The following is a 23,209-nucleotide window of genomic DNA, read 5'->3' on the forward strand; positions in this document are numbered from 1 at the left end:
TGTGATGCGGCAATGCGCGAGGCACCGAGTAAGCGCTATTCGGCGGGTGCCCAGTAGGCGAATGCCATGGCGTTGCCCGTGCCCGCTTCGGTGCGATAGCACGGCACGTAGTCCACGAGCGTCATGCGCCAGTCGATGTCGTGCATCGCGGCAGCGAGCGGATACCAACTCTTGATCTCCGCGGTGTTCCCGTTGAAATACGGCTCCGGAATGTCGGCCAGTACCGCCTCGTCGTGCTCAGTGAAGGCATTCAGCACACGTCGGTCGAGTGCCTCGTCGATGACGAAATGCGTCATGCCGCCAGAGGCCAGCACTGCCACGCGCAAGTCGCCCGGCAGCTGCTCGATCGCCGCGCGCAAGGCATGCCCGAACGCCAGGCATCTCGCCGCGCGCGGCTGGTTGGGTGCCACGCCGACGTTGAGGAAGATGGGAACGCTCGGCGGCGGCACGTCGCGCATGATCCGGCGGTACAGAAAGCCGAACGCGTGCGGAATGCCGTGCTGACGGTCTTCGCCACCGGGCAGACGGACCGATCTCGCCACATCGAAATGCCGATCGCACAGAGACCTGACGAGCGCGTCGGCCACGTCGGGCGCGCCGGGATACGTCGCACCGTCGGGCGGGCAATGCCCTTCCTCCGCGATGGCGACGCCGGGCGGAAGACGTGCGACCTGTGCTTCGGTGAGCGGAATGTTCTCGATACGCTCTCCCGCATAGACGGTGATCGACGGCGTGAGATCTTCCTTGAAGACTTCGCGCTGATCGTTGCCGAGCAGGATCACCACATCGGCGCGCGCCGCGTTGAAGCGCTCGGCCAACGTGTCGAGCGCACGCTGGCAAGCATCGAAGCGTTGCTGCATGGCCTCGGGCGCAATGGCCTCGGCGAAACGCGGCAACTCGTCGGCACGTGCCGCCAGCAACGCGTCGAAAGCCATGGTCTCGCCACGGAACCAATGCTGCGGATTCTTGCGATCTGCGCCTGCGCGCAAATGCCACATCTGGGGCGGCGTCGCGAGCATCGGCCCGTGCGAACAACCCATCGCGAAAACAATTCGCGCCATCAGTGTCTCCTCCAAATATTCAGTATTACTGTATGCGTGTTTTGACGAAGAATAGGCGCGATGCATTTCGGTTGTCAACGACTCGCCGCATTTTTTTCGTCGTGTTTGACACTCATCATAACGGACATATAGTATGCGTGTTATGTCGCGCTGTTCTGCGGGCAGGCACCCATTCACGAGCCGCATGTCGCGCGTAACACTCTTACGATAACGATACTGGAGGCAGGCATGACCCAACACGCGATGGACGCCCGACCGGCGAACGCGCCCCCTCACGACCCCGCATCGGACAGCCCGACCGCTTCGCCGGAGACTTCCGCCTCGGGCACCCCCGCAGCCGCCAACGAGACGCGCCGCGTCGGCATTCGCGACTGGTACATGTTGATCGTGCTCACAGCGATCTTCGTGCTGTCGTTCATCGACCGCTCGTCGCTCTCGCTCGTGGTCGTACCGCTCAAGAAGGAGTTGGGCGTCAGCGACTTCCAGATGAGCCTGCTGCTCGGTCTCTCGTTCGTGGTGCTCTACAGCACCTTCAGCATTCCGGCGGGCTACCTGGCCGACCGCTTCAGCCGACGCGGCATCATCGGCTGGGCCGTGTTCGTCTGGTCGTCGATGACGGTGCTCTGCGGCTTCGCCACCAACTACATCCAGCTGTTTCTCGGACGAACCGGCATCGGGATCGGCGAAGGTGCGCTGCAACCGGCCGCGTACTCGATGATTCGCGATACCTTCCCCCCCGACCGGCGCGGACGCGCGTTCGGCATCTATCACATGGGCCCCATGCTCGGCGTGGGTTTCTCGCTGTTCGTCGGGGGCACATTGCTCAGTCTGTCGCAGAGCGGCGACGTGGCGCACTGGCCGATTCTCGGCGCGCTCAAGCCCTGGCAGTTCGTGATCGTGGTGCCGGGGCTCGTCGGCATTCCGCTCGCCTTGCTGATGCTGACGCTGCGTGAACCGAAGCGTGCGGCCAAACAAGTGAGTGCCGACGCGCCCGGCTATCGCGACGCACTGCGCTTCATCCGCAGCGAATGGAGGCTCTACGTGCCGCTGTGGATTGCTGCGACCCTCTACGCGATGGCGATCTCCGGCTTCAACGCGTGGCTGCCGACCGTCATCTCACGCGCCTGGGATCTGCCGTTGCCGAGCATCGGCCGCATGCTCGGGCCATTGATGATGGCGTCGGTGCCCGCCGGTCTTGTGATTCTCGGTGCGGTCATGGACCGGCTCTCGCGTCGCGGACGCCGTGCGGCTCCGCTGGAAGTGGCAATGGTGTCGACCTTCGTGTCCTGTCTGGCGACGCTATTGCTCGCGTTCACGGACAATCACGCGCTGGCCATCGTGCTGTATGTCTGCCACACGTTTTTCGCGAGTCCGATTCCGTCGTCCGCCGGCGCAACGATGGCGCAGATCACGCCGGGGCGCATGATGGGCAAGCTTTCGTCTCTGTTCTTCCTCGTACAAAACCTGCTCGGTCTGGCGCTTGGGCCGACGGTAGCGGCCACGATCGCCCATGTGTTCTATAGCGGCCCGATGGCGATGGGATACGCCATCGTGACGACGTTCTGTGTCTGCACTGCCATTGCTGCGGTCATGTACGGGCTAGTCGCCGCCCAGGTGCGACGCCGCAACTTCGAGTAGGCGTCTCACCCAATTCATCACGCGCTTCGTCACGCGCCGTCGGCCTTCGGGCTCGCGGCGCGTTTGTTTTTGCGCAGGTGTCTGCTGAGTGTCTGCCAAGCGCTCATAAAAAAACCACCGCAACGTTCGCGGTGGTCAAAGTACGACGCATGAAGCCTTCAGGGGAGAGTGTCAGAACCGGTGGCGCAGACCGATACCGACGCCGGTCTGATCGCGGCCGTTCGGAAACTCGGCGCGTTGCGCGCCATGACCGACGCTGTAGTCGACCGTGCCGTAAAGCGTGGTGCGGCGCGAGAAGCCGTACTCAGCGAGCAACACATACGTCTCGCGCGATCCATCGCCGGCATCGCCCGACACGCCGTTCACATTGCTCGCACGGTCGTAGTACACGGCAGCGGTAAGCGTCAGCGGTTTCGACACCTGGTACGCGACACCGCCGTAGAACGCATTGTCCTTACGCGGATTCGCGCCGCCCGTCACACCGCGTCCCGAGAGGAAGCCGTCGACGAAACCGGTCTTGTCGTTGCTGTTGTAGTAGCCGAGCGTTGCCGTCACCGGGCCCCACTCGTATTTGACGCCCAGGTTGTAGATCATCTGGGTATTGGCGTTGATGTCGCGGTTCTGCAGCACGTTGGCCATCACACCGAACGGCTTGCCCACGTAGGCCACCGACAGCACATACCCCGAGTTGCGCGCCGTGCTGCCTGCCACGCCGCCAACGATGTACTCGAGGCCGACCTGAATGTCCTGATACCGCTTCATGTACTTCACGGCGTTATTGGCACCGTTCGGGCCGTTGGTGCCGAACACGACCGGCATCCACTCGTTCTGGTCGTAGTTACCGACGGTGAGCGGATCCCAGCCTTCGATCAGCAGCTCCCACGTGGGGTTGTCCTGCGTGCCGATGGTGAGCTTGCCGTAATCGCCGTCGAGACCGACGTAGGCCTTGCGATTGAAGATCTTGCCGCTACGTTGAGACGTGCCGTTGTTCAGGTGATAGCCACCTTCGAGCATGAAGACGGCCTTCATGCCCTGCCCCAGATCTTCCTTGCCGTAGATGCCCCAACGGCTTTGCGAAATGGCACCGTCGGTGAGCGCGAAGGAACTCTTGTTGTCACTGGTGGCGCCGGACAGATAGCGAAGGCTCGCATCCGCCACGCCAAACATCGTCACGCTCGATTGCGCGAACGCCGGCGAGGCGATCAGCGCCCCGGCGGCCAGAGGAAATGCCCATGTCTTCATTTAATGCCTTCCCCAATGCGCCAACCGCCCTGCAGCGGCCGGCCATGATAGCACCGCCGCGACGCACGTCATCTCCGATCATTCCGCAAATATCGATTGTATATTTCGTACACCTAATAAATTTACGTGCATTTGCGGACACACCTCTTCCTCGCCCTGCCTCCAAGCATTGGCGAAGTCACTGACGGACGATGACGCTCTCCAAACCACGCGGTGCGACAGCGCACCGACGGTCTCCCGTGTCGCGACTATAAATTTGTATACCTAATTATTTTGATGTATGATTTTCGTCGTAGTCCCCTCCCGAATGGCAAAGCGTCTCGCACGCCGTTGAAGTTGTCCGGAGGCGCGGCGCTCCCTGGACGGAGCGCCGCATTTTCCCGAACTCTCGCGAAGTGAGAAGTGCAATACGCACCCTCTCTCACCTTTCCTGCCTGATAGACGCGGATGCTTACTTGGCGCCCGCCGGTTTGACGGCAATCACTTCGATTTCCACCATCCAGCCCGGGTCGACCAGACGCGCCGCCTGCAGCACCGAGCGTGCGGGCAGGTTCGGACCGTTCTTGTCGAAGAACTGGTAATAGCCATTCATGAAGCCACCGAAGTCCATCACGTTGTTCTTCGCGGGATCGCCCACGAGAAACACCTGCATCTTCACCACGTCCTTCATGGTGAGATTCATCGTAGCGAGCAGTGCCTGAATGCGCTTAAGTACGCTCACCGTCTGCTGCTCGGTATTGCCGTAACCCCCGCCTTCGAGTTTCTCCGGCACCTGCCCGCTCAGATAGACGGTCGTGGCACTGGCCGGCACTTCGACGGCAAGGGCGAGCGGGCCCGGTTGCTTCGGCAGATGGCGCACCACTTCCTGCGCCCCGGCAGCATGCGCGAGGCACATGGCCGCCCCGAGGGCCGCGAGTTTCCACCATCCTTTCGTTGACTTCGTCATCTCGTTTTCCTGAAGGTTGTTGAATTCGAGGCGCGCGCGTGTCCACGCGCGCCGGTCTTGCCGACGCGTGACTGTCGTTCCTGCCTGCACAGGCCACCCTGACCGGACGCGACGCGCGGCATCGATCCGCAGCGACGCGCCCGTCGCGCTCAGTTGCCCTTGGTGCCGCCCTCGTTTTCCTTCGCCGCGATCGTCTTGCGAATCGACGCGACCTGCTCGGTCGTCACCGGCGCGGCGTTGTTACCCCATTCAGCACGAATGAAGGTCACGACATCCGCGATCTGCTTGTCGTTGAGCGACGAATTGAACGTCGGCATGCCGCCCCGCCCGCCGATCACCGTTTCAACGACCTTGGTGGCGTCCCCCAGCACGAACTTGTCGCCCTTGAGCGCGGGAAATGCGCCGGGAATGCCCTGCCCACCTGCCTGGTGACACGCTGCGCAGTTATTGCCAAAGATGGTTTTGCCCGAAGGCGTCTGCGCGTGCGAGACACCGGCCGCGAGACCGAGCAACGCGATCGACCACAACTTTTTCATTGCTTCACTCCTCTACCGTTCTACTGACTTGCCACTGACGATGATGCTGAAGTTCTTGAAGCTCACGCGCTCAGGCGCGCATGGAGCTGTTCGATCTGATGCCAGGCCGATTCGATCGCCCCGGCCTGCCAGCCGTTGAGATGGCTCATGTGCTCACCGGCGAGCAACGTGCGGCCCTCGCCCTTGAGCAGACGCGGATACGCCGTTCGGCGGCCCGCTTCGCTCCAGTCGGCCCAACCGCCGAGGTTGTACTTCACGCGGTGCCACGCCACCGAGAACGACGACTCGGCCGAATCGCGATACTGCCCCGGGAACACCTTCTCGCCGGCAGCGAGGCCAAAGTCGGTGCGTTCCTTGAGCGACATCGCGCTCACCTGTGCGGCCATCGCGCCGAAGTTGTAATAGGACAGCAGCGTGCCCTTCTGCCCTTGCCAGTTGGTCGACGGCAGCGAGATCAGCGTGGCACCTTTGATGTCGGTCTGAATGTGACCGCCATAGATGAAGTGATCCTCTTCCCAGAAGCGGCGCTTCATCTGCACACCGAGCTTGCCGACCGGCTCGTAGGCGACCTGCATCGCATCCTTGAAATCGTCGGAAAAGTCGGTGTCGATCTGCTTGAGCACCGACAGCGGGATCGTGCACAGGCAGAAGTCACCCTTGACCGTGCGCCCGGCGCCGGTGCGCGTGTCCTTGCATTGCAGCACTACACCACTGTCGGTGTTACGCAGGCTCACGACTTCGGTGTTGTAGCGGATCATCTTCTTGGTGCGACGCTCGAAGGCCTTCGCCACGTGATCCATGCCGCCCACGGCTTGCAACATCGTCTTCTGCTGTTCGATGTCGTTCGTCGAGCGATAGATGTTGCCGAGCTTCGACTTGAGCAGATCGCCGAATTGCAGCGGGTCGGTCTGCACGCCCGACTGCACGCCGGGATAGGTCTTGTAGCCGCGCGCCGTCGTGCCCTTGTAGTCGAGGTCTTTTTTGTTCAGGTAGCCCTCATGCACGAGGTAGTCGAGCAACAGTGCTCTGTCGCCTTCGCTCAGTTGGTCGTTGAGCTTGCCCGCGCGCAGCGTCTTGGCGAACAGTTCGTCGGTGTAGCCGCGCATGTCGGCCTTGATCTCGAACTGACGCAGGCGCTTGCCGGCGAGCGGACCGTCGATGTTTTCCTTGTAGACGTAGGCCGCATCGTTATCGTTGTTGAAGAGTTCGAGCGGCACGCCGAATTCGCGCGTGTAATGCAGCGTGGACTGCTGGCAGAACGGAATGCGCCAGGGGCCGTGGTTGATGTACTGGCCTTCGTCGAAGTTGCAGACCTGACGCTCGCCACCCAGCTCCGTCAGCTCGAAACCGCGACGCGCAGTCTGGCAACGGCCGCCCGCGAAACCGCGTGCCTCGATGATTTCGCACGCGTATCCGAATTTCGACAGCTCGTAAGCTGCCGTCATACCGGCCAGCCCCGCGCCGAGAATGACCACACGCTTGCCGCGGCCGCTGCCCGACAGGCGCGGCGGCGAAGTACGCACCGAGGCGAGATCCACGCCCCAGGCCTTCATCGTCGCCAGCATGAGGCCGCTACCGCCGATCGCGAGCGTACGCATCAGGAAGTCGCGGCGGCGCAGCCCGCTCCCGACGCCCGCAGAACCCAAAGAACCCAATGACTTGCCCGTGGTGTGTTGCACGTCTGACATGACTCTCCTCACTCTTGAATGATGAAACGTGTCGCGAATGCCAACGCCGTGCGCGCAATGTGCAAAGGTGTGACCCGACCTTGCGGACGAGCGCAACCCTTGAGCGCATGTAGCGCTTCAGCGAACGAATACGGGGGAATGTGAGAAGGCTCAGGGCGAGTGGCCAGAGGACCGCATGATGTCTCCTTAAGCGCGAATTCCGGGGCAATGCGACAGTCTTGCGCCGTCGTGATGCCGGGTTCTTGTCTTCTCGTGAAACGTCACCCTCCGAGCGGACCGACAACGTGCTCCGGGGGGATGTGCGTCCGGTCGTATGCGTCGCGCGCCGGTACTGCACTGCGGAGCCAAATCCTGCTCAGGGGAATCGGGTATGCTTGCTCGCCTGTACTGATAGGTTTGCCCGCCACCATAACGACCATACTATATGCGTGTTATGGCTTCGAATATTAGCGTTACTACTTAGCGTGCGTATGCGACGACGTTTCGGAGCGGCGAGAGGTACACGCAGGTGGGAGCACCGCGACATGCGCGGCGCTTTTCAGCATGGTCGCTGACGCACAAAACAAAAAAGCCCGCTAGTTAGCGGGCTGATTCGTTCAAAGCAAGATGCTTGGCGGAGAGGGTGGGATTCGAACCCACGGTACGGTATAACCGTACACCGGATTTCGAGTCCGGCGCATTCGACCACTCTGCCACCTCTCCAAGCGTTCTTTCTGCTTTGGTTCGCTGCCTGAGTGGCCTCAAGCAGCGAGAAAGAGATTATAGCCGAATTTATTTTTCCGGCAACCCCTTTTTTCGAAGTTTTTTATGCTGCGGGCTCAAGGCGCTCAATGCCGCCCATGTACGGACGCAGCACGTCGGGCACCGTCACCGAACCATCGGCGTTCTGATAGTTCTCGAGCACCGCCACCAGCGCGCGGCCCACGGCAAGACCCGAACCGTTCAGCGTGTGTACCAGCTCCGGCTTGTTCTGCGCATTTCGGAAACGTGCCTGCATCCGGCGTGCCTGGAAGCTCTCCATGTTCGAGCACGACGAAATTTCACGATACGTGTTCTGCGCCGGAATCCACACTTCCATGTCGTACGTCTTCGCGCTGCCAAAACCCATGTCGCCCGTGCACAGCACCAGCGTGCGGTACGGCAGGCCAAGCTTTTGCAGAATCGTTTCCGCATGACCCACCAGCGTCTCGAGTGCGTCGTACGACTCTTCCGGACGCACCACATGCACCAACTCGACCTTGTCGAACTGATGCTGACGAATCATGCCGCGCGTGTCCTTGCCATAGCTACCCGCCTCCGAACGGAAGCACGGCGTATGCGCCACCATGCGCATCGGCAACGCGTCGTTCGGCAGCAGCTCGTCACGCACCAGATTCGTCAGCGACACTTCCGCCGTCGGAATCAGATAGAAGTTCTCGATGCGCTCGCCCTCTTCACCACCGACCTTGCGCGGCACCTTGAACAGGTCGTCTTCAAACTTCGGCAACTGGCCCGTGCCACGCATCGACGCGGCATTCACGATGTACGGCACGTACGTTTCCGTATAGCCGTGCTCGCTCGTGTGCGTGTCGAGCATGAACTGCGCGAGCGCACGATGCAGACGCGCAATGCCGCCCTTCATCACCGAAAAACGGGCCCCGGCAAGCTTGGCCGCTGCGTCGAAATCCAGACCCAGCGCAGCGCCGAGATCAACGTGATCGCGCGGCGTGAACTCGAACTCACGCGGCGTGCCCCAGCGACGCACTTCCACGTTCTGCGTCTCGTCGTGTCCAACCGGCACGCTTTCGTGCGGCAGGTTCGGCACGCCCAGCAGCAAATCCGACAGACGCGTCTGAATTTCTTCCAGACGCACCGACGACGCCTTGAGCGTGTCCGCGATGCCGCCGACTTCGGCGATCTCGGCCGAGGCGTCCTCGCCCTTGCCCTTCTTCATGCCGACCTGCTTCGACAACGCATTGCGACGCGCCTGAAGCTCCTCGGTTTGCGTCTGAATCTGCTTGCGCTCCGCCTCGAGCGCAGCAAATGCCGCCACGTCCAGCGTGTAGCCGCGCGCCTTGAGTCGCGCAGCAACGCCGTCGAGATCCTTGCGAAGAAGTTGAATGTCGAGCATGGTGGGAAATCTATTGTGAGCGGCCCACGTGGGTGGACCATGAATTGGGTATTGGCCGAGGGCAGCGTTGCCAGTGCTTTCTCGCCGACGACGGCACTAATGGCGGGATTTTACCAAACGCGCAGCACTGTGACGGGATTTGACGCGTCGGCAGGTGCCGAACCTGATGGCAGCCCACGACAGCATCGCGCTACGGCTGCTCGTCCCGCCCGGCAGCACGCGGAATCACGCGGACTCGTCGTCCCCGGATTCGGCAGGCGGCGACGTCTCGGAAGATGAGGATGAAGCGGACGAAGAAGACGAAGAAGACGGCTTCCCAGCCGTCGGCGTCTTCGCCGGGGCATCGGCCTTGCGTCCTTTGGCATTCGCGCGACGCCATTCGGTATCGAGCGACTTCAGCCAGTTCAGCTTTTCCCCGATCTTGCCTTCCAGACCGCGCGGCACCGGACGGTACCAGTTCTGCGCACGCAGATCGTCAGGGAAATACGTCTCACCGGCGGCATAGGCATCCGGCTCGTCGTGCGCGTAGCGATACTCGTGACCGTAGCCGAGTTCCTTCATCAGCTTGGTCGGTGCGTTGCGCAAATGAATGGGCACCGCGCGCGACTTGTCCTTGCCGACGAACGCCCGTGCCTGGTTATACGCGTTGTAGCCCGCATTCGACTTCGGGGCCGACGCGAGATACAGAATCGCCTGCGCCAACGCCAGTTCACCTTCAGGTGTGCCGAGACGTTCGTACGTCTCCGCCGCATCCAGCGCAATGCGGGCCGCACGCGGGTCGGCCAGCCCGATGTCTTCCCACGCCATGCGCACGATCCGGCGTGCCAGATAACGCGGATCGGCACCGCCGTCGAGCATGCGGCAGAACCAGTACAGCGCGCCGTCCGGCGAGCTGCCGCGCACCGACTTGTGCAGCGCGCTGATCTGATCGTAGAACGCGTCGCCGCCCTTGTCGAAGCGACGCAGATTCTCGGCGAGCACACTGGCCAGCAGCGCCTCGTCGATCGTCTCCATGTCTTGCGACGTCGCGGCCTGCGCCACGATTTCGACGTTGTTCAGCAGCTTGCGGCCGTCGCCATCCGCCGAATCGATCAGCCCCTGACGCGCTTCGTCGGTGAATCCGATATCGCCCAGCTCATGCGCAGCGCGCGTGACCATCTCGCCGAGTTCTTCGTCGTTCAGGCTCTTGAGCACGTACACCGCCGCACGCGAGAGCAATGCGCCGTTGACTTCGAACGACGGGTTTTCCGTCGTCGCACCGACAAAGATGAACAGACCGGACTCGACGTGCGGCAGGAAAGCATCCTGCTGTGCCTTGTTGAAGCGATGCACCTCATCGACGAACACGACCGTCTGCTTGCCCTGCCCGCGCTGAATCTGCGCGGCCTCGACAGCATCGCGAATGTCCTTCACACCGGAGAGCACGGCCGACAGCGCAATGAAGTAGGCCTTGAAGGCGTCGGCCATCAGGCGCGCGAGCGTCGTCTTGCCGACACCTGGCGGCCCCCAGAGAATCATCGAATGGGGACGGCCCGCTTCGAATGCCACGCGCAAAGGCTTTCCCTTGCCCAGCAAGTGACGCTGGCCAATCACATCGTCGATGGTATGGGGGCGAAGGCGCTCGGCCAAAGGGACCGAAGCCGACAAAGGGGCGTCGTTTGGCATGTTCTCAAGCAGCGCGGCCGGGGATGTCCCCGGCCGCAGTCAGATAATCAGATGTCCCATTATGCCAGCCCGATGACTGACTCGCCCGCAAAGCGCTTCTCAGGCCGCTTCTCAGACCGCTTCTCAGACGATCCGGAGCAAAGGGGACGAAGGTCAGCGCAAGCTCACCCCTTGATCACGTCCGCCCCTTTGGGCACCGTGAACTTGAAGTTGCCTGCCGGCAGCGGCGGGTTCTTCTGCATGTTGCTGAACGTGAGCAAGGTCACGTTGCCGAACGCGTCATACAGTTCCATCGCGGCGAGGTTGCCGTCGCGAAAACCGATGCCCACGCGCTGAAACTGCGTGTCCTGCGCCTTCGGCTTAAGTTCGACCCAGTCGATGCCGTTCTTCACACCGGCATCCTTGAGCGTGAAACTCTTCTCGATGTCGTTGCTGCCGAACAGGATCGCGGCCGGACTTGCGCCCAGGGAGTCGCCCAGCTTGCGCTCGGTCACCTGATTCAGATCCTTGTCGTAGACGTAGAGCGTCGTGCCGTCCGCCTGCAACAACTGATCGTAAGGCTTGGTGTAATGCCAGACGAACTGACCGGGACGCGAGAACTCGAACGTGCCCGACGCATTGTTCGTCACCTTCATCTCGCCGTTCTGCTGCCCCTTGACCTGCTTCTGCTCGAAATCGCCGCGCGCCGACTTCACCTGCGCCGCGAACGCCTTGAGTTGTGCCGTACCGCTCGCATAAACCGGCGCGACCAGCGCCGCCAGCGTCACACCGACGGCACCCACCATGAGCGGCAAGCCGCGCTTGAATCCCAGCATATTCTTTATTCTCCCTCGCGATTCGGCACCAGAATTTCCCGGTTGCCGTTGCTCGCCATCGCCGACACGACGCCGGACTGTTCCATCTGTTCGAGCAGGCGCGCCGCCCGGTTGTAGCCGATGCGCAAGTGACGCTGCACCAGCGAGATCGACGCACGGCGCTGCTTGAGCACCACGGCCACGGCCTGATCGTAAAGAGGATCGGACTCGCCGCCCCCCTCGCCAGTTCCACCACCTCCGCCGCCAGCGCCGTCGATACCGCCTTCCTCGCCTTCAACCGCACCGTCGAGAAGACCTTCGACGTAGTTGGCCTCGCCCTGCTCCTTGAGCCGCTCGACCACGCGATGCACTTCGTCATCGGCCACGAACGCACCGTGCACGCGCAACGGCAATCCGGTGCCCGGCGGCATGTACAGCATGTCGCCCATGCCCAGCAGCGTCTCGGCACCCTGTTGGTCCAGAATCGTGCGCGAATCGATCTTCGACGACACCTGGAACGCCACCCGCGTCGGCACGTTGGCCTTGATCAGGCCAGTAATGACGTCGACCGACGGACGCTGCGTTGCCAGAATCAGGTGAATGCCCGCCGCGCGCGCCTTCTGCGCAATCCGCGCGATCAACTCTTCGACCTTCTTGCCGACGACCATCATCAGGTCCGCCAGCTCGTCGATCACGACCACGATGTACGGCAAACGCTGCAACGGCTCGGGTTCTTCCGGCGTCAGCGAGAACGGATTCGGAATGTGTTCCTCACGCTTGGCAGCGTCGTCGATCTTGTTGTTGTAGCCCGCGAGATTGCGAACGCCCAGCTTGCTCATCAGCTTGTAGCGGCGCTCCATCTCGGCGACCACCCAGTTCAGCGCATGGCCGGCCTGACGCATGTCCGTCACCACCGGGCACAGCAGATGCTGGATGCCCTCGTACATGCTCATTTCGAGCATCTTCGGATCGATCAGGATGAGTCGGACCTGCTCGGCCGTCGCCTTGTACAGCAGCGACAGAATCATCGCGTTGATCCCCACCGACTTGCCCGAACCGGTCGTACCGGCCACCAGCAAGTGAGGCATCTTCGCCAGATCGGCCACGACCGGCTTGCCACCGATGTCCTTGCCAAGTGCAAGCGTCAGCAGTGACGACGAACTGTTGTAGACCTCCGAGCCGAGAATCTCCGTCATCCGCACCGTCTGACGACGCGGATTCGGCAACTCCAGCCCCATGAAATTCTTACCCGGGATCGTTTCGACCACACGGATCGACACCAGCGAGAGCGAACGCGCCAGATCCTTCGCCAGATTCACGATCTGGCTGCCCTTCACGCCCGTGGCCGGCTCGATTTCGTAACGCGTGATGACGGGGCCGGGATAAGCGGCCACGACGCTCACTTCCACGCCGAAATCCTTGAGCTTCTTCTCAATCAGACGCGACGTGAATTCCAGCGTCTCGCCCGACACGGTTTCCTGTGCGACCGGGGCCGGATCAAGCAGCGCCAGCGGCGGCAGGATCGAATCCGGCAGGTCGGCGAACAACGGCGCCTGCTTTTCCTTCTCGACCCGCTCGCTCTTGGGCACGACCTTGACCGGCGGCACGATCTGCACCGGCTCGTGGACTTCCGCCCGCACGCGATTCTGGACCACTGCGCCTTCACGCGCGATCGCCGCTTCCTCGCCCAGACGACGGTCCTGACGCGCCTCGCGGCGACGGCGAATCACCGTACCGGTATCGAGAATCAGCGCACCGACCTTTTCGGCGGCGGACAACCAGGAGAAATGGAATAGCAGCGACAGGCCGAACGCGAAGATCAGCAGCAAGGCCAGCGTGCCGCCGGTGAAGCCTAGCGCGTGCTGGAAAAAGCCGCCGACGGTCTCGCCGATGACGCCGCCCGATGCGCGCGGCAACTGAGCCTTGAGACGGTACAGACGCAGGGATTCGATACCGGCGCTGGAAAGCAGCACCATCAGGGAGGAAACGATCTCGACCCAGCCGCCACTCGCGAGGCGTTCGCGCAGCGGGGGCGCTTCGCGTTTGGCGGAGATCCGGCGATAGCCGGAGATCACGCGGCGGGCGATGAACACCACCAGCCAGTAGGCGGACAGACCGAGCATGAGCAGCAGCATGTCGGCGACCCACGCGCCGACGCGTCCCGCCCAGTTGGCGATACGCTCCACATGCGCCGCATGCGTCCAGCTGGGGTCCAGACGGCTGTAGGAGAACAACGCCATCAACAGGAACACCATCAGCGCGACCTGCGCCATCCAGCGGATTTCATGGAAGAGGTGCGTCACCCGATTGGGCAACGACGATCCGGCACCAGCAGAGTAGGAAGATTTCGTCGTCATCAAGCCATGCGGTTGGGCGGGCAGACGGGCGGCCTGCCGCGCAGCAATGCTCCATTGTAAACAACTATTACATCGATTAACGCATGAGCCCATCAGGAAAGCGTGACAAGCCGTAACCGCGCCACTCCCGAGGGATTTGCCAGATGCCGGGACGCCCGGTGGCAAAGCGAAGCCAGCGAACAAGCCACCGCCCCCTCGCCCACGCCCGGCACACTTGCATCCGAGGTATCTGCCCCCAAATTTGAGAGACGTCCCGGGGCGATGCCGTCGGACGACACCCGGCACCGTCGCCCGGCCCCCAAAGACCGACCGGAGGCTATCGCCTCGATTGTGAGGCTCCATCAACGAAACATCGTCGGCCCTTTATAATGTCGGTTTGCGCCGGACCCCCGGTCGCGCGCCAGGCGGTGCGCGCTCAGGAGTCCGACGCCAGCACCCAACCCCTTTCCGGTGAGTTCCATGTCTGCTGCCAAGCACGCCAAAGTCCTGATTCTCGGTTCCGGCCCCGCCGGCTATAGCGCCGCCGTGTACGCCGCGCGCGCCAACCTCAACCCGGTGCTGATCACCGGCATCGCCCAGGGCGGTCAGTTGATGACCACCACGGACGTCGAGAACTGGCCCGGCGACCCGACCGGCGTGCAAGGCCCGGAACTGATGGCTCGCATGCAGGCGCACGCCGAGCACTTCAACACCGAGATGATTTTCGATCACATTCATACGGTGCATCTGAACGAGCGCCCGCTGCGTCTGATCGGCGACTCCGGTGAATACACGGCCGACGCCCTGATCATCGCCACCGGTGCCTCGGCACAGTACCTCGGCCTGCCGTCCGAAGAAGCCTTCTCGGGCCGCGGCGTTTCGGCCTGCGCCACGTGCGACGGCTTCTTCTATCGCGGCAAGGAAGTCTGCGTGGTCGGCGGCGGCAACACGGCTGTCGAAGAAGCGCTGTACCTCTCGAACATCGCCAGCAAGGTCACCGTGATCCACCGCCGCGACAAATTCCGCGCCGAGCCGATCCTGATCGACCGTCTGCTGGAAAAGGCCAAGCAAGGCGTGGTCGAACTGAAGTACGACAGCGTGCTCGACGAAGTGACGGGCGACGACAGCGGCGTGACCGGCGTTCGTATCAAGAACACCAAGACGGGCGCGCACGAAGACATCTCGCTGCACGGCGTGTTCATCGCCATCGGCCACAAGCCGAACACGGATATCTTCGACGGCCAGCTCGAAATGAAGAACGGCTACATCGTCACGCACAGCGGCCTGAACGGCAACGCCACGGCCACCAGCGTGCCGGGCGTGTTTGCCGCCGGCGACGTGCAGGACCATATCTACCGTCAGGCCATCACCAGCGCCGGCACGGGTTGCATGGCCGCGCTCGACGCCCAGCGTTACCTCGAAAACCTCGACCAGTAATCGCTTTCGCGCGTTTTTACGCGTTCTAACGCCGGACGGCGGCGCCCCGGTTGCGTGATGTTTCATGCAGCCGGGGCGCCGTCTTCGCTTGTGCGGTCGCTCTGTATCGTCATGAACCGTCACGAACCGTTATGATTCGGACACGCGCCTTCGCAACCGCGTAGACGCCATGCACCGTTTGCCCTCCCTTTGAACGTCCTTGTTCGCACGATCATGAGCAAGAAACCACCGAAACTCAGCCTCAGCGACCTCTCCAACTTCCGTGACGCACTCGCGACCGAGAGCGCCGCGCGCGAAGCCGAGCGCATTGCCGCCGCAAAGCGTGCCGCGCAGGCCAAACGCGACGCGAATGTGTTCCGCGACAGCATCGGCGACATCGCCCCGCTCGCCAGCAAGGGCTCGACCAATCGCGTCGAGCACCCGCGCTTTCCGCCCGAGCCGGTGGCGCGTCAGACCGAGGAAGACGAAGCCGCAGTCCTTCACGAATCCCTGTCCGACGAATTCGACCCCGAAGCGTTGCTCGATACGGACGACCGCCTGTCGTACCGCCGTCCCGGCATCAGCCACGATGCCGTGCTGAAGCTGCAACGCGGCGACTGGGTGGTGCAGGCGCAGATCGACCTGCACGGCATGCGTCGCGACGAAGCGCGCGAAGCGCTCTCCGCCTTCCTGCATGACGCCGTCAAGCGCGGTCTGCGCTGCATTCGCGTGATTCACGGCAAGGGCCTCGGCTCGGTGAACCGTGAACCGGTCCTCAAGGACAAGGTGCGCGGCTGGCTCGCCCAGAAGAACGAAGTGCTGGCGTGGGCACAAGCGCAAGGACGCGACGGCGGGGGCGGTGCGCTGGTAGTATTGCTCCAGGCTTCGCAGGGCCGGGGGACGCGCGCGGGAGACTAACGCGCGCACTGGCGCACCTGTGCCAGAGACCGATCTCCGTCAGCCACCGCTGGCACCGAAGATTTCGCCGCCGATCACGACGTATTGACGAGGGACTGTCCACCGTCCCCAACAGGATTCGCCGATGATTCACGAGATGAGCGCTCAACTGCATACGATCCTGGCCGTCATGGAGGCCATCGCCGTATTGTCGTGCGCCATCTCCGGCTTCGCGGAAGCCCGCAAGCAGCATCTCGATCCGGTCGGCGCGTTCGTGCTGGCCTTCGCGACCGCCTTCGGCGGCGGCACATTGCGCGACGTGCTGCTCGACCACCGTCCCTTCTACTGGGTCCAGCATCAGTGGTACTCGGTCATCATCCTCGTGCTGTCGTTGTCCACCGGCGTCGTGCTGAAGCTCGTCTCGCGCGTGGCGACGGAGCGCGTGCTGCTCATTACAGACGCCATCGGTCTCGGGTTCTTCAGCGCGTCCGGTACATCGCTCGCGCTACAGACCGATATGTCGGCGTTCATGTCGGTGATGATGGGCGTGATTACCGGCGTGGGCGGCGGTGTGATCCGCGACATCCTCTGTAACGAGGTGCCACTGGTGTTGCGCGACACGCGACCGTACGCCGTATGTGCGTTCATTGGCGGATGGATCTACATTGCGCTGACTTATGCCGACCTCGATCCCGTCTACACGCTGTCGATCAGCGCGTTTTCCGTGATCTTCGTGCGGCTGATCACCGTCGCATTCGACGTCCGCCTCAAATCCTGAAGCAATTAGGCTTGCGCGCCTCCCAAACGCCAAAGGGCGACGCCGCTCACGCAGCCGTCGCCCTTCGCTTTTCCGACGCGCTCGCCACAGCATCGCTGCGGCGATCACCCCGCCATCAGACCGCCTGTTCGCCCTCTTCGCCCGTGCGAATGCGGATCACGCGCTCGACGTCGGTCACGAAGATCTTGCCGTCGCCGATCTTGCCGGTGCGGGCCGCGCCCAGCACGGCGTCGATGACCTGCTCGGCCTGCGCTGCGCTCACCACGACTTCGATCTTGATCTTCGGCAGGAAGTCGACGACGTATTCCGCACCGCGATACAGCTCGGTGTGGCCCTTCTGACGGCCGAAGCCCTTCACTTCCGTGACGGTCAGACCGGTCACGCCGACTTCGGCCAGCGCTTCACGGACTTCGTCGAGCTTGAAGGGTTTGATGATGGCAGTTACGCGTTTCATTGTCGCCTCGATATCTTGATTGGAATGTTCTGCAATTTCGCCCGGCTATTGTACCGGGCCGGGAACGGCACGCCGATGACAGCGCGCCCGCCCCCCATCCTCCCTGCCGACTTACGCGTGCGGATCGTCCGGCACCGTGTCCAGATCCGCCAGCCACACCACCGACTCCGAATCGCTCGGCGCACGCCAGTCGCCGCGCGGCGAGAGCGATCCGCCCGTGCCGACCTTCGGCGCGTTCGGAATGCACGAACGCTTGAACTGGCTCGTGCGGAAGAACCGGTCCAGGAAGATGCGCAGGTTGCGCTTGATCGCGACCAGATCGTAGGCGTTGCGCGACGCGTGCCCCTCATCCGGCCAGCGGCCCTGCGACGCATCGTGCCACGCGCTCCACGACAGGAACGTCACCTTGCGCGGCGCATAGCCGAAGCGCAGCGTGTAGTAGAGGTTGAAGTCCTGTAACTCGTACGGGCCAATGAAATGCTCGGTGCGCTGCTCGGGCGCGCCGTTGGCCTTGCCCGGCACGAGTTCCGGGCTGATTTCCGTCTCGAGAATATCGATGAGGACGTTGCGACGCTGTCCGTCCTTGCTGCCCTTACTGTCCTTACCGTCCTTCTGCGCTTTGGCCGACGCCGCACCACCCAGTTGCCCCGTCTCCGCGACCCAGCGCACGAGGTGCATGATGAGCGTCTTGGGCACACTGGCGTTCACGTTGTAGTGCGACATATGATCGCCCACGCCGTACGTGCACCAGCCCAGCGCCAGCTCGCTCAGGTCGCCCGTGCCGATCACGATGGCGCCAAGGTGGTTCGCCAGTCGGAACAGGTGATTGGTGCGCTCGCCTGCCTGCACGTTCTCGAAGGTGACGTCGTAGACTTCCTCTCCCTTCGCGAACGGGTGATCGAGGTCCTTCAACATCTGCATGCAACTCGGACGAATATCGATCTCGCGCGCCGTGCACCCCACGGCGTCCATCAGCTCGCGCGCCTGACGCAGCGTACGCTCGCTCGTCGCGAAGCCCGGCATCGTGTACGCCAGAATATTCGTGCGCGGCAAGCCGAGCCGGTCCATGACCTTGGCGCAGACGAGCAACGCATGCGTCGAGTCCAGTCCGCCGGACACACCGATCACGACCTTCTGAATCTTCGACGACGCGAGACGCTGCATCAGCGCCTGCACCTGAATGTTGTAGACCTCGTGGCAGCGCTCGTCACGACGCGCCGCATCGGACGGCACGTAGGGAAAGCGTGCAATCGCACGCGCGAGCGGTAGTTCGGCATCGCGCGGCAGGGTGACGTCGACCTTGATCGTGCGAAAGCGCGCCACTTCGTCGGCATGACGGCGCACCGACACACCGAACGTCGTCTGATGCATGCGCTCGCGGGCGAGGCGCTCCAGATCGACATCGGCGAAGATCAGATGCGACTCGCTGGCGAAGCGCGCCGACTCGGCGAGCATGTCGCCGTTCTCGTAGATGAGCGCCTGCCCGTCCCACGCGAGGTCGGTCGTCGATTCGCCCTGCCCGGCCGAGGTGTACAGATAGGCGGCCAGGCAACGCGCCGACTGCTGGGCGACCAGTTGATGACGATAGGCCGACTTGCCCACGACCACGTTCGATGCCGACAGGTTGACGAGCACCGTCGCGCCTGCGAGCGCCGCGAACGACGACGGCGGCACCGGCACCCAGACGTCTTCGCAGATCTCGCAGTGAAAGCGCAGCAGCGGCTGATCGGCGGCTTCGAAGATGAGCGCACCGAACGGCACGTCGTTGCCCAGCAGCGCGACGGTATCGACGCCGGCGTCATCCGCTGCGTTGAACTGACGCGCTTCGTAGAACTCGCTGTAATTCGGGAGGTACGTCTTGGGCACAACGCCATGGATGCGCCCGCGCGCCACCACGACGGCGCAGTTGAACAAGCGCTGCTGCACACGCACCGGCATCCCGACGATCATCGCAATGCCCAGCTCCCGGCTCGCGGTGACGATCTCGGCCAGCGCGGCGTCGCAGGCATCCTGCAAGGCGCGCTGCTGAAACAGGTCTTCGCAGCTGTAGGCAGGAATGCCCAGTTCGGGGAAGGCGACGAGCACCGCGCCCTCGGCATCCGCCTGACGGGCCAGTGCAATGGTCTGGGCAGCGTTGAAAGCGGGATCGGCGACGCGGCATTGCGGCACTCCAACGGCCACACGCGCGAAATCGTGATTGTAAAGATTGAGAAATCGGTTGGTCATGTCGGCGGCTACCATGCATCGCCCTTGTGCCGTGCCACCAAAAGCATAGCTGGCGGACGTTTGGCGGCAGTCAAGCGGGCGTAAGAATCGTCAGTATATTACGCGAGGCCCCGCCTTGCCGGGGGCTGCCTTCGCCAGTTGTACGTCCCGCTTACGTCCTGATCACGTCCCGAAAACGCTCAGGACGCCGGTCGCTTGAACGGCGTATGCGCTTCCAGCTCGCCGATGTGCTCGTCCATCGCGGACGTCTCCCGGTCGAGAAAATCCTCGATGGCCTGCGCGAATCGTTCGTCGGCAATCCAGTGCGCCGACCACGTCGGCGTGGGCAACAAACCGCGCGACATCTTGTGCACGCCTTGCGCACCGCCTTCGAAGCTGCGCAACCCATGCGCGATGCAGTACTCGATGCCCTGCGCGTAGCAGGTCTCGAAATGCATGCCGGAGACGAAGTCCGTCGTCCCCCAGTAGCGGCCGTACATCGTGTCGCCGCTCACGACATTGAGCGCACACGCCAGCGGCTCGCCGTCACGTTCCGCCATGACGAGCAGCAGCGCGTCGGGCATCGTCGCGTGCACCTGCCCGAAGAACGCGCGACTCAGATACGGCGAATTCCAGTGCTCTCGGTAGGTGTTTTCGTAGCACTGATAAAAGAAGTCGAGCGCGGCGTCGTCGATCTGCTCACCGCGCAGCCAGCGGTAAGTGACCCCAGCCTCGCGCACGCGCCGACGGTCCTGTTTCAGCTTCTTGCGCTTCTCCTGATTCATCTGCGCGAGGAAGTCGTCGAACGTGGCAAAGCCGGGGTTCTCCCAATGAAACTGCACGCCCTCGCGCAGCATGTACCCAGCTTCGGTCAGCGCGGCCAGATCGTCGTCGTGCGTGAACAGCACATGGATGGACGACAGTTCAAGCTGCCGGGCGAACGCAATCGCACCGCGCGCGAGCGCCACGCGATCCGCCTGCGTGCGGGCGAGCAGACGCGGCCCCGTCACGGGCGAGAACGGCACGGCACACAACAGCTTGGGGTAGTACTCGAGACCGTGACGCGCGAAGGCGTCGGCCCACGCGTGGTCGAAGACGTACTCGCCCCGGGAATGCGACTTGACGTAGAGCGGCATCGCGCCGACGAGCACTTCGTCCGCATGCATGAGCAGATAGGCCGGCTGCCAGCCCGTGCGCTTGGCGGCACACCCCGTCTCGTGCATCGCGTGGAGGAACGCGTGCTGTACGAACGGGTTGTCGCCCGCGAGCGCGTTCCACGCGTCTGCCGGCACGTCTTCAATCGATTGCACTACACGGATGACTACGTCGCTGCTCACTTCACACCTCGTTTGCAAACCAGCGGCTTAGCATGGCGCGCCGCCTCTGGCCGACATTGTCGCCGAACTTGCCGTCGGCTTCAGGACGAAGGTGTGGCCCCCCTCCGACCGACGGAAAAGCAGGACCAACAAAAAACCCGGCACATGGCCGGGTTTTCTTTGCGTCGACGAACGACGCGGCAAGCTTGGCGAACTGGAGTTACTTCTTCGCGTTCGCGACGCCTTCGGTGATTTCCTTGTGGGCGGCTTCGATGCCTTCCCAACCTTCGACCTTGACCCACTTGCCCTTCTCGAGCGCCTTGTATTGCTCGAAGAAGTGCTTGATCTGGTCCTTCAGGTAGCCCGGCACGTCGTCGATCGACTTCATGTGTGCCGTCATCGGGCAGATCTTGTCGACCGGCACGACCACCAGCTTGGCGTCCACGCCCGACTCATCGGTCATGTTGAGCATGCCCAGTGCGCGGCAACGAACGACCGAGCCAGCCAGCAGCGGGAACGGCGTGACGACCAGCGCGTCGACGGGGTCGCCGTCGCCAGCCAGCGTTTGCGGAATGAAGCCGTAGTTGGCCGGGTAACGCATGCCCGTGCCGATGAAGCGGTCAACGACCAGCAGGCCCAGATCCTTGTCGGCTTCGTACTTCACCGGGTCGCTTTGCGCCGGGATCTCGATGATGACGTTGAAATCGTTGGGGAGGTCCTTACCGGCAGGCACGTGGTTGAAGCTCATGATCGCATTCCTGTGAATGAAAATTGGCATGCCGCCATGCGACGCGCATGCCCTGCCGACCGGCCGGATGCCACGCCGCCCGACGGCAATCGGGCGCGAAACATTATAGCGGGTTTGCCCGCTTAGCCCTGCCCGCGCCGCCGGAACCGTTCCCATGCAGCGACGTCAGCTCCGCCAGCTTCACCAGCCGCTCGGCCGTCAGCGCGCCCACGTTTGCGCAGCCAAGCAGTTGCATCGTCGTGCGCAATTCGCTCAGCAGCAACGCCAGCACCCCATCCACACCCTGCCCGCCGCGCGCGGCCACGCCATACAACGGCGCACGTCCCAGCAGCACGCCCTTCGCGCCCAGCGCTACGGCCTTGGCCACGTCGGCCCCGCGCCGCACGCCGCCGTCCATGAACACGGACATCGCAGGGCCGCCCGAACCTGACGCGCCAACCGCGTCGACGATCATCGACAACGCTTCGACCGGTGCGAGCGTGCTGCCCAACTGGCGTCCGCCGTGATTGGACACGATGATGCCGTCCGCACCGTGGGCCTGCGCCTGACGGGCATCTTCCACCGTCAAAATGCCCTTGACCAGCACTTCCCCAGGCCAGTGCTGCCGCACCCAGGCAAGGTCGTGCCAACCGAGCGACAAGTCCATCTGACGGCTCAGCATCGCTGCGTGACGCGCCAGATCCGCCCGCTCGCCCACGCTTTGCGCAATGTTGCGAAGCTGCGGCGCACCGCCCATGAGCATCTGCCAGCTCCAGTGCGGGTGTCGCATGCAGTCCGCCACCAGTCGCGGCGTGAAGCGCAACGGCAGCTTGAACCCGTTGCGCGTGTCGTGATCGCGCTTGCCGTGCACGGGCGTATCGACCGTCAGCATCAGGGTTCGAAAGCCTGCCTCGCGCGCCCGGCGCATCATGCTCTCTGCAATGCGCCGGTCTTGCTGCACATAGAGTTGCAGCCAAAGCTCGCCGTCCGGCACCGCCGCGCGCACGTCTTCGAGCAACGAGGTCGATGCCGTCGACAGCACGAACGGCAACCCTGCATCCGCAGCGGCGCGGGCAAGCAGTTCGTCCGCGCGCGGCCAGAACAGGCCGTTCAGGCCGGTCGGGCCGACGACCATCGGCGCGGCGCTCGGCCGTCCCCAGAAGGTCGTCTCGCTAGACGTTGCGGAGATGTCCGTCATGACGCGCGGCGCGAAGCCCCACAGCCCGAACGCGTCCCGATTGCGCCGCAGCGCCTCGCCGTCCTCCGCACCGCCTTCCAGATAATCGAAGGCCAGCTTCGTCAGGCGACGCTTCGCCGCCCGGCGGTAATCCTCCACGCAGGAAAACGCCTGCATTGCTCCCCCTGTCTTGATGTTCTGGCGTGCCCCACAGCATCGCTTT

The 23,209-nt window shown here is 63.2% G+C and carries 18 protein-coding genes and 1 tRNA gene; 4 read left to right on the plus strand and 15 right to left on the minus strand.

Annotation, left to right across the window (positions count from 1 at the left end):
* Positions 1 to 35: 35 nt before the first annotated feature.
* The gene (locus PAQ31011_RS19885) at positions 36 to 1,061 is read right to left on the minus strand and encodes a DODA-type extradiol aromatic ring-opening family dioxygenase (RefSeq protein WP_174990206.1); all 1,026 of its coding nucleotides are present in this window, start codon (positions 1,059 to 1,061) and stop codon (positions 36 to 38) included.
* A gap of 228 nt (positions 1,062 to 1,289) precedes the next feature.
* Here PAQ31011_RS19885 and PAQ31011_RS19890 point away from each other — a divergent pair, with 228 nt between their 5' ends.
* On the plus strand, positions 1,290 to 2,699 hold the full coding sequence (locus tag PAQ31011_RS19890) for an MFS transporter (protein WP_150577450.1): 1,410 nt from the start codon (positions 1,290 to 1,292) through the stop codon (positions 2,697 to 2,699).
* Between the two features lie 171 nt (positions 2,700 to 2,870).
* On the opposite strand, the gene PAQ31011_RS19895 is transcribed toward PAQ31011_RS19890, so the two are convergent.
* The 9 genes from PAQ31011_RS19895 to PAQ31011_RS19935 all read right to left on the minus strand — a co-directional run bounded on the left by PAQ31011_RS19895 (position 2,871) and on the right by PAQ31011_RS19935 (position 14,037).
* Positions 2,871 to 3,941, minus strand: coding sequence for a porin (locus PAQ31011_RS19895; RefSeq protein WP_150577451.1), 1,071 nt, complete (start codon positions 3,939 to 3,941; stop codon positions 2,871 to 2,873).
* Between the two features lie 451 nt (positions 3,942 to 4,392).
* A complete protein-coding gene (locus PAQ31011_RS19900; protein ID WP_174990207.1) occupies positions 4,393 to 4,887 on the minus strand; it encodes a RidA family protein in 495 nt (164 codons plus the stop codon).
* Positions 4,888 to 5,036: 149 nt separating this feature from the next.
* On the minus strand, positions 5,037 to 5,423 hold the full coding sequence (locus tag PAQ31011_RS19905; protein ID WP_150577452.1) for a c-type cytochrome: 387 nt from the start codon (positions 5,421 to 5,423) through the stop codon (positions 5,037 to 5,039).
* 62 nt (positions 5,424 to 5,485) lie between these two features.
* Entirely contained in the window at positions 5,486 to 7,111 is a 1,626-nt protein-coding gene (locus PAQ31011_RS19910; protein ID WP_246179681.1) for a flavin monoamine oxidase family protein, read from the minus strand.
* A 611-nt stretch (positions 7,112 to 7,722) separates the two neighbouring features.
* Positions 7,723 to 7,813, minus strand: a tRNA-Ser gene (locus tag PAQ31011_RS19915).
* Between the two features lie 103 nt (positions 7,814 to 7,916).
* On the minus strand, positions 7,917 to 9,221 hold the full coding sequence (gene serS, locus PAQ31011_RS19920; protein WP_150577453.1) for a serine--tRNA ligase: 1,305 nt from the start codon (positions 9,219 to 9,221) through the stop codon (positions 7,917 to 7,919).
* Between the two features lie 225 nt (positions 9,222 to 9,446).
* A complete protein-coding gene (locus PAQ31011_RS19925; RefSeq protein ID WP_150577454.1) occupies positions 9,447 to 10,886 on the minus strand; it encodes a replication-associated recombination protein A in 1,440 nt (479 codons plus the stop codon).
* Between the two features lie 164 nt (positions 10,887 to 11,050).
* Positions 11,051 to 11,701, minus strand: a complete 651-nt coding sequence (lolA, locus tag PAQ31011_RS19930; protein ID WP_150577455.1) for an outer membrane lipoprotein chaperone LolA — start codon at positions 11,699 to 11,701, stop codon at positions 11,051 to 11,053.
* A 5-nt stretch (positions 11,702 to 11,706) separates the two neighbouring features.
* Positions 11,707 to 14,037 carry a DNA translocase FtsK gene (locus tag PAQ31011_RS19935; RefSeq protein ID WP_150577456.1) on the minus strand — a complete coding sequence of 777 codons (2,331 nt, stop codon included), beginning with the start codon at positions 14,035 to 14,037 and terminating at the stop codon, positions 11,707 to 11,709.
* Between the two features lie 459 nt (positions 14,038 to 14,496).
* On the opposite strand from PAQ31011_RS19935, the gene trxB reads away from it, so the two are divergent.
* The 3 genes from trxB to PAQ31011_RS19950 all read left to right on the plus strand — a co-directional run bounded on the left by trxB (position 14,497) and on the right by PAQ31011_RS19950 (position 17,107).
* The gene (gene trxB / locus PAQ31011_RS19940) at positions 14,497 to 15,453 is read left to right on the plus strand and encodes a thioredoxin-disulfide reductase (protein WP_069342590.1); all 957 of its coding nucleotides are present in this window, start codon (positions 14,497 to 14,499) and stop codon (positions 15,451 to 15,453) included.
* A 213-nt stretch (positions 15,454 to 15,666) separates the two neighbouring features.
* Positions 15,667 to 16,350, plus strand: coding sequence for a Smr/MutS family protein (locus PAQ31011_RS19945; RefSeq protein WP_150577457.1), 684 nt, complete (start codon positions 15,667 to 15,669; stop codon positions 16,348 to 16,350).
* A 136-nt stretch (positions 16,351 to 16,486) separates the two neighbouring features.
* Positions 16,487 to 17,107, plus strand: a complete 621-nt coding sequence (locus PAQ31011_RS19950) for a trimeric intracellular cation channel family protein (RefSeq protein ID WP_039403915.1) — start codon at positions 16,487 to 16,489, stop codon at positions 17,105 to 17,107.
* Positions 17,108 to 17,222: 115 nt separating this feature from the next.
* On the opposite strand, the gene PAQ31011_RS19955 is transcribed toward PAQ31011_RS19950, so the two are convergent.
* The 5 genes from PAQ31011_RS19955 to PAQ31011_RS19975 all read right to left on the minus strand — a co-directional run bounded on the left by PAQ31011_RS19955 (position 17,223) and on the right by PAQ31011_RS19975 (position 23,163).
* Positions 17,223 to 17,561 carry a P-II family nitrogen regulator gene (locus PAQ31011_RS19955; protein WP_010805431.1) on the minus strand — a complete coding sequence of 113 codons (339 nt, stop codon included), beginning with the start codon at positions 17,559 to 17,561 and terminating at the stop codon, positions 17,223 to 17,225.
* 111 nt (positions 17,562 to 17,672) lie between these two features.
* Positions 17,673 to 19,787 carry an NAD(+) synthase gene (locus tag PAQ31011_RS19960; RefSeq protein ID WP_150577458.1) on the minus strand — a complete coding sequence of 705 codons (2,115 nt, stop codon included), beginning with the start codon at positions 19,785 to 19,787 and terminating at the stop codon, positions 17,673 to 17,675.
* Between the two features lie 179 nt (positions 19,788 to 19,966).
* The gene (locus PAQ31011_RS19965; protein WP_150577459.1) at positions 19,967 to 21,103 is read right to left on the minus strand and encodes a GNAT family N-acetyltransferase; all 1,137 of its coding nucleotides are present in this window, start codon (positions 21,101 to 21,103) and stop codon (positions 19,967 to 19,969) included.
* Between the two features lie 199 nt (positions 21,104 to 21,302).
* Positions 21,303 to 21,830: an inorganic diphosphatase gene (gene ppa, locus PAQ31011_RS19970; RefSeq protein ID WP_039399943.1), complete on the minus strand. Its 528-nt coding sequence runs from the start codon at positions 21,828 to 21,830 to the stop codon at positions 21,303 to 21,305.
* 103 nt (positions 21,831 to 21,933) lie between these two features.
* Entirely contained in the window at positions 21,934 to 23,163 is a 1,230-nt protein-coding gene (locus tag PAQ31011_RS19975; RefSeq protein WP_150577460.1) for an alpha-hydroxy acid oxidase, read from the minus strand.
* Positions 23,164 to 23,209: the final 46 nt, after the last annotated feature.

Origin of the sequence: Pandoraea aquatica (assembly GCF_902459565.1) — a bacterium.
In the GTDB taxonomy this organism is placed as follows: Bacteria; Pseudomonadota; Gammaproteobacteria; order Burkholderiales; family Burkholderiaceae; genus Pandoraea; species Pandoraea aquatica.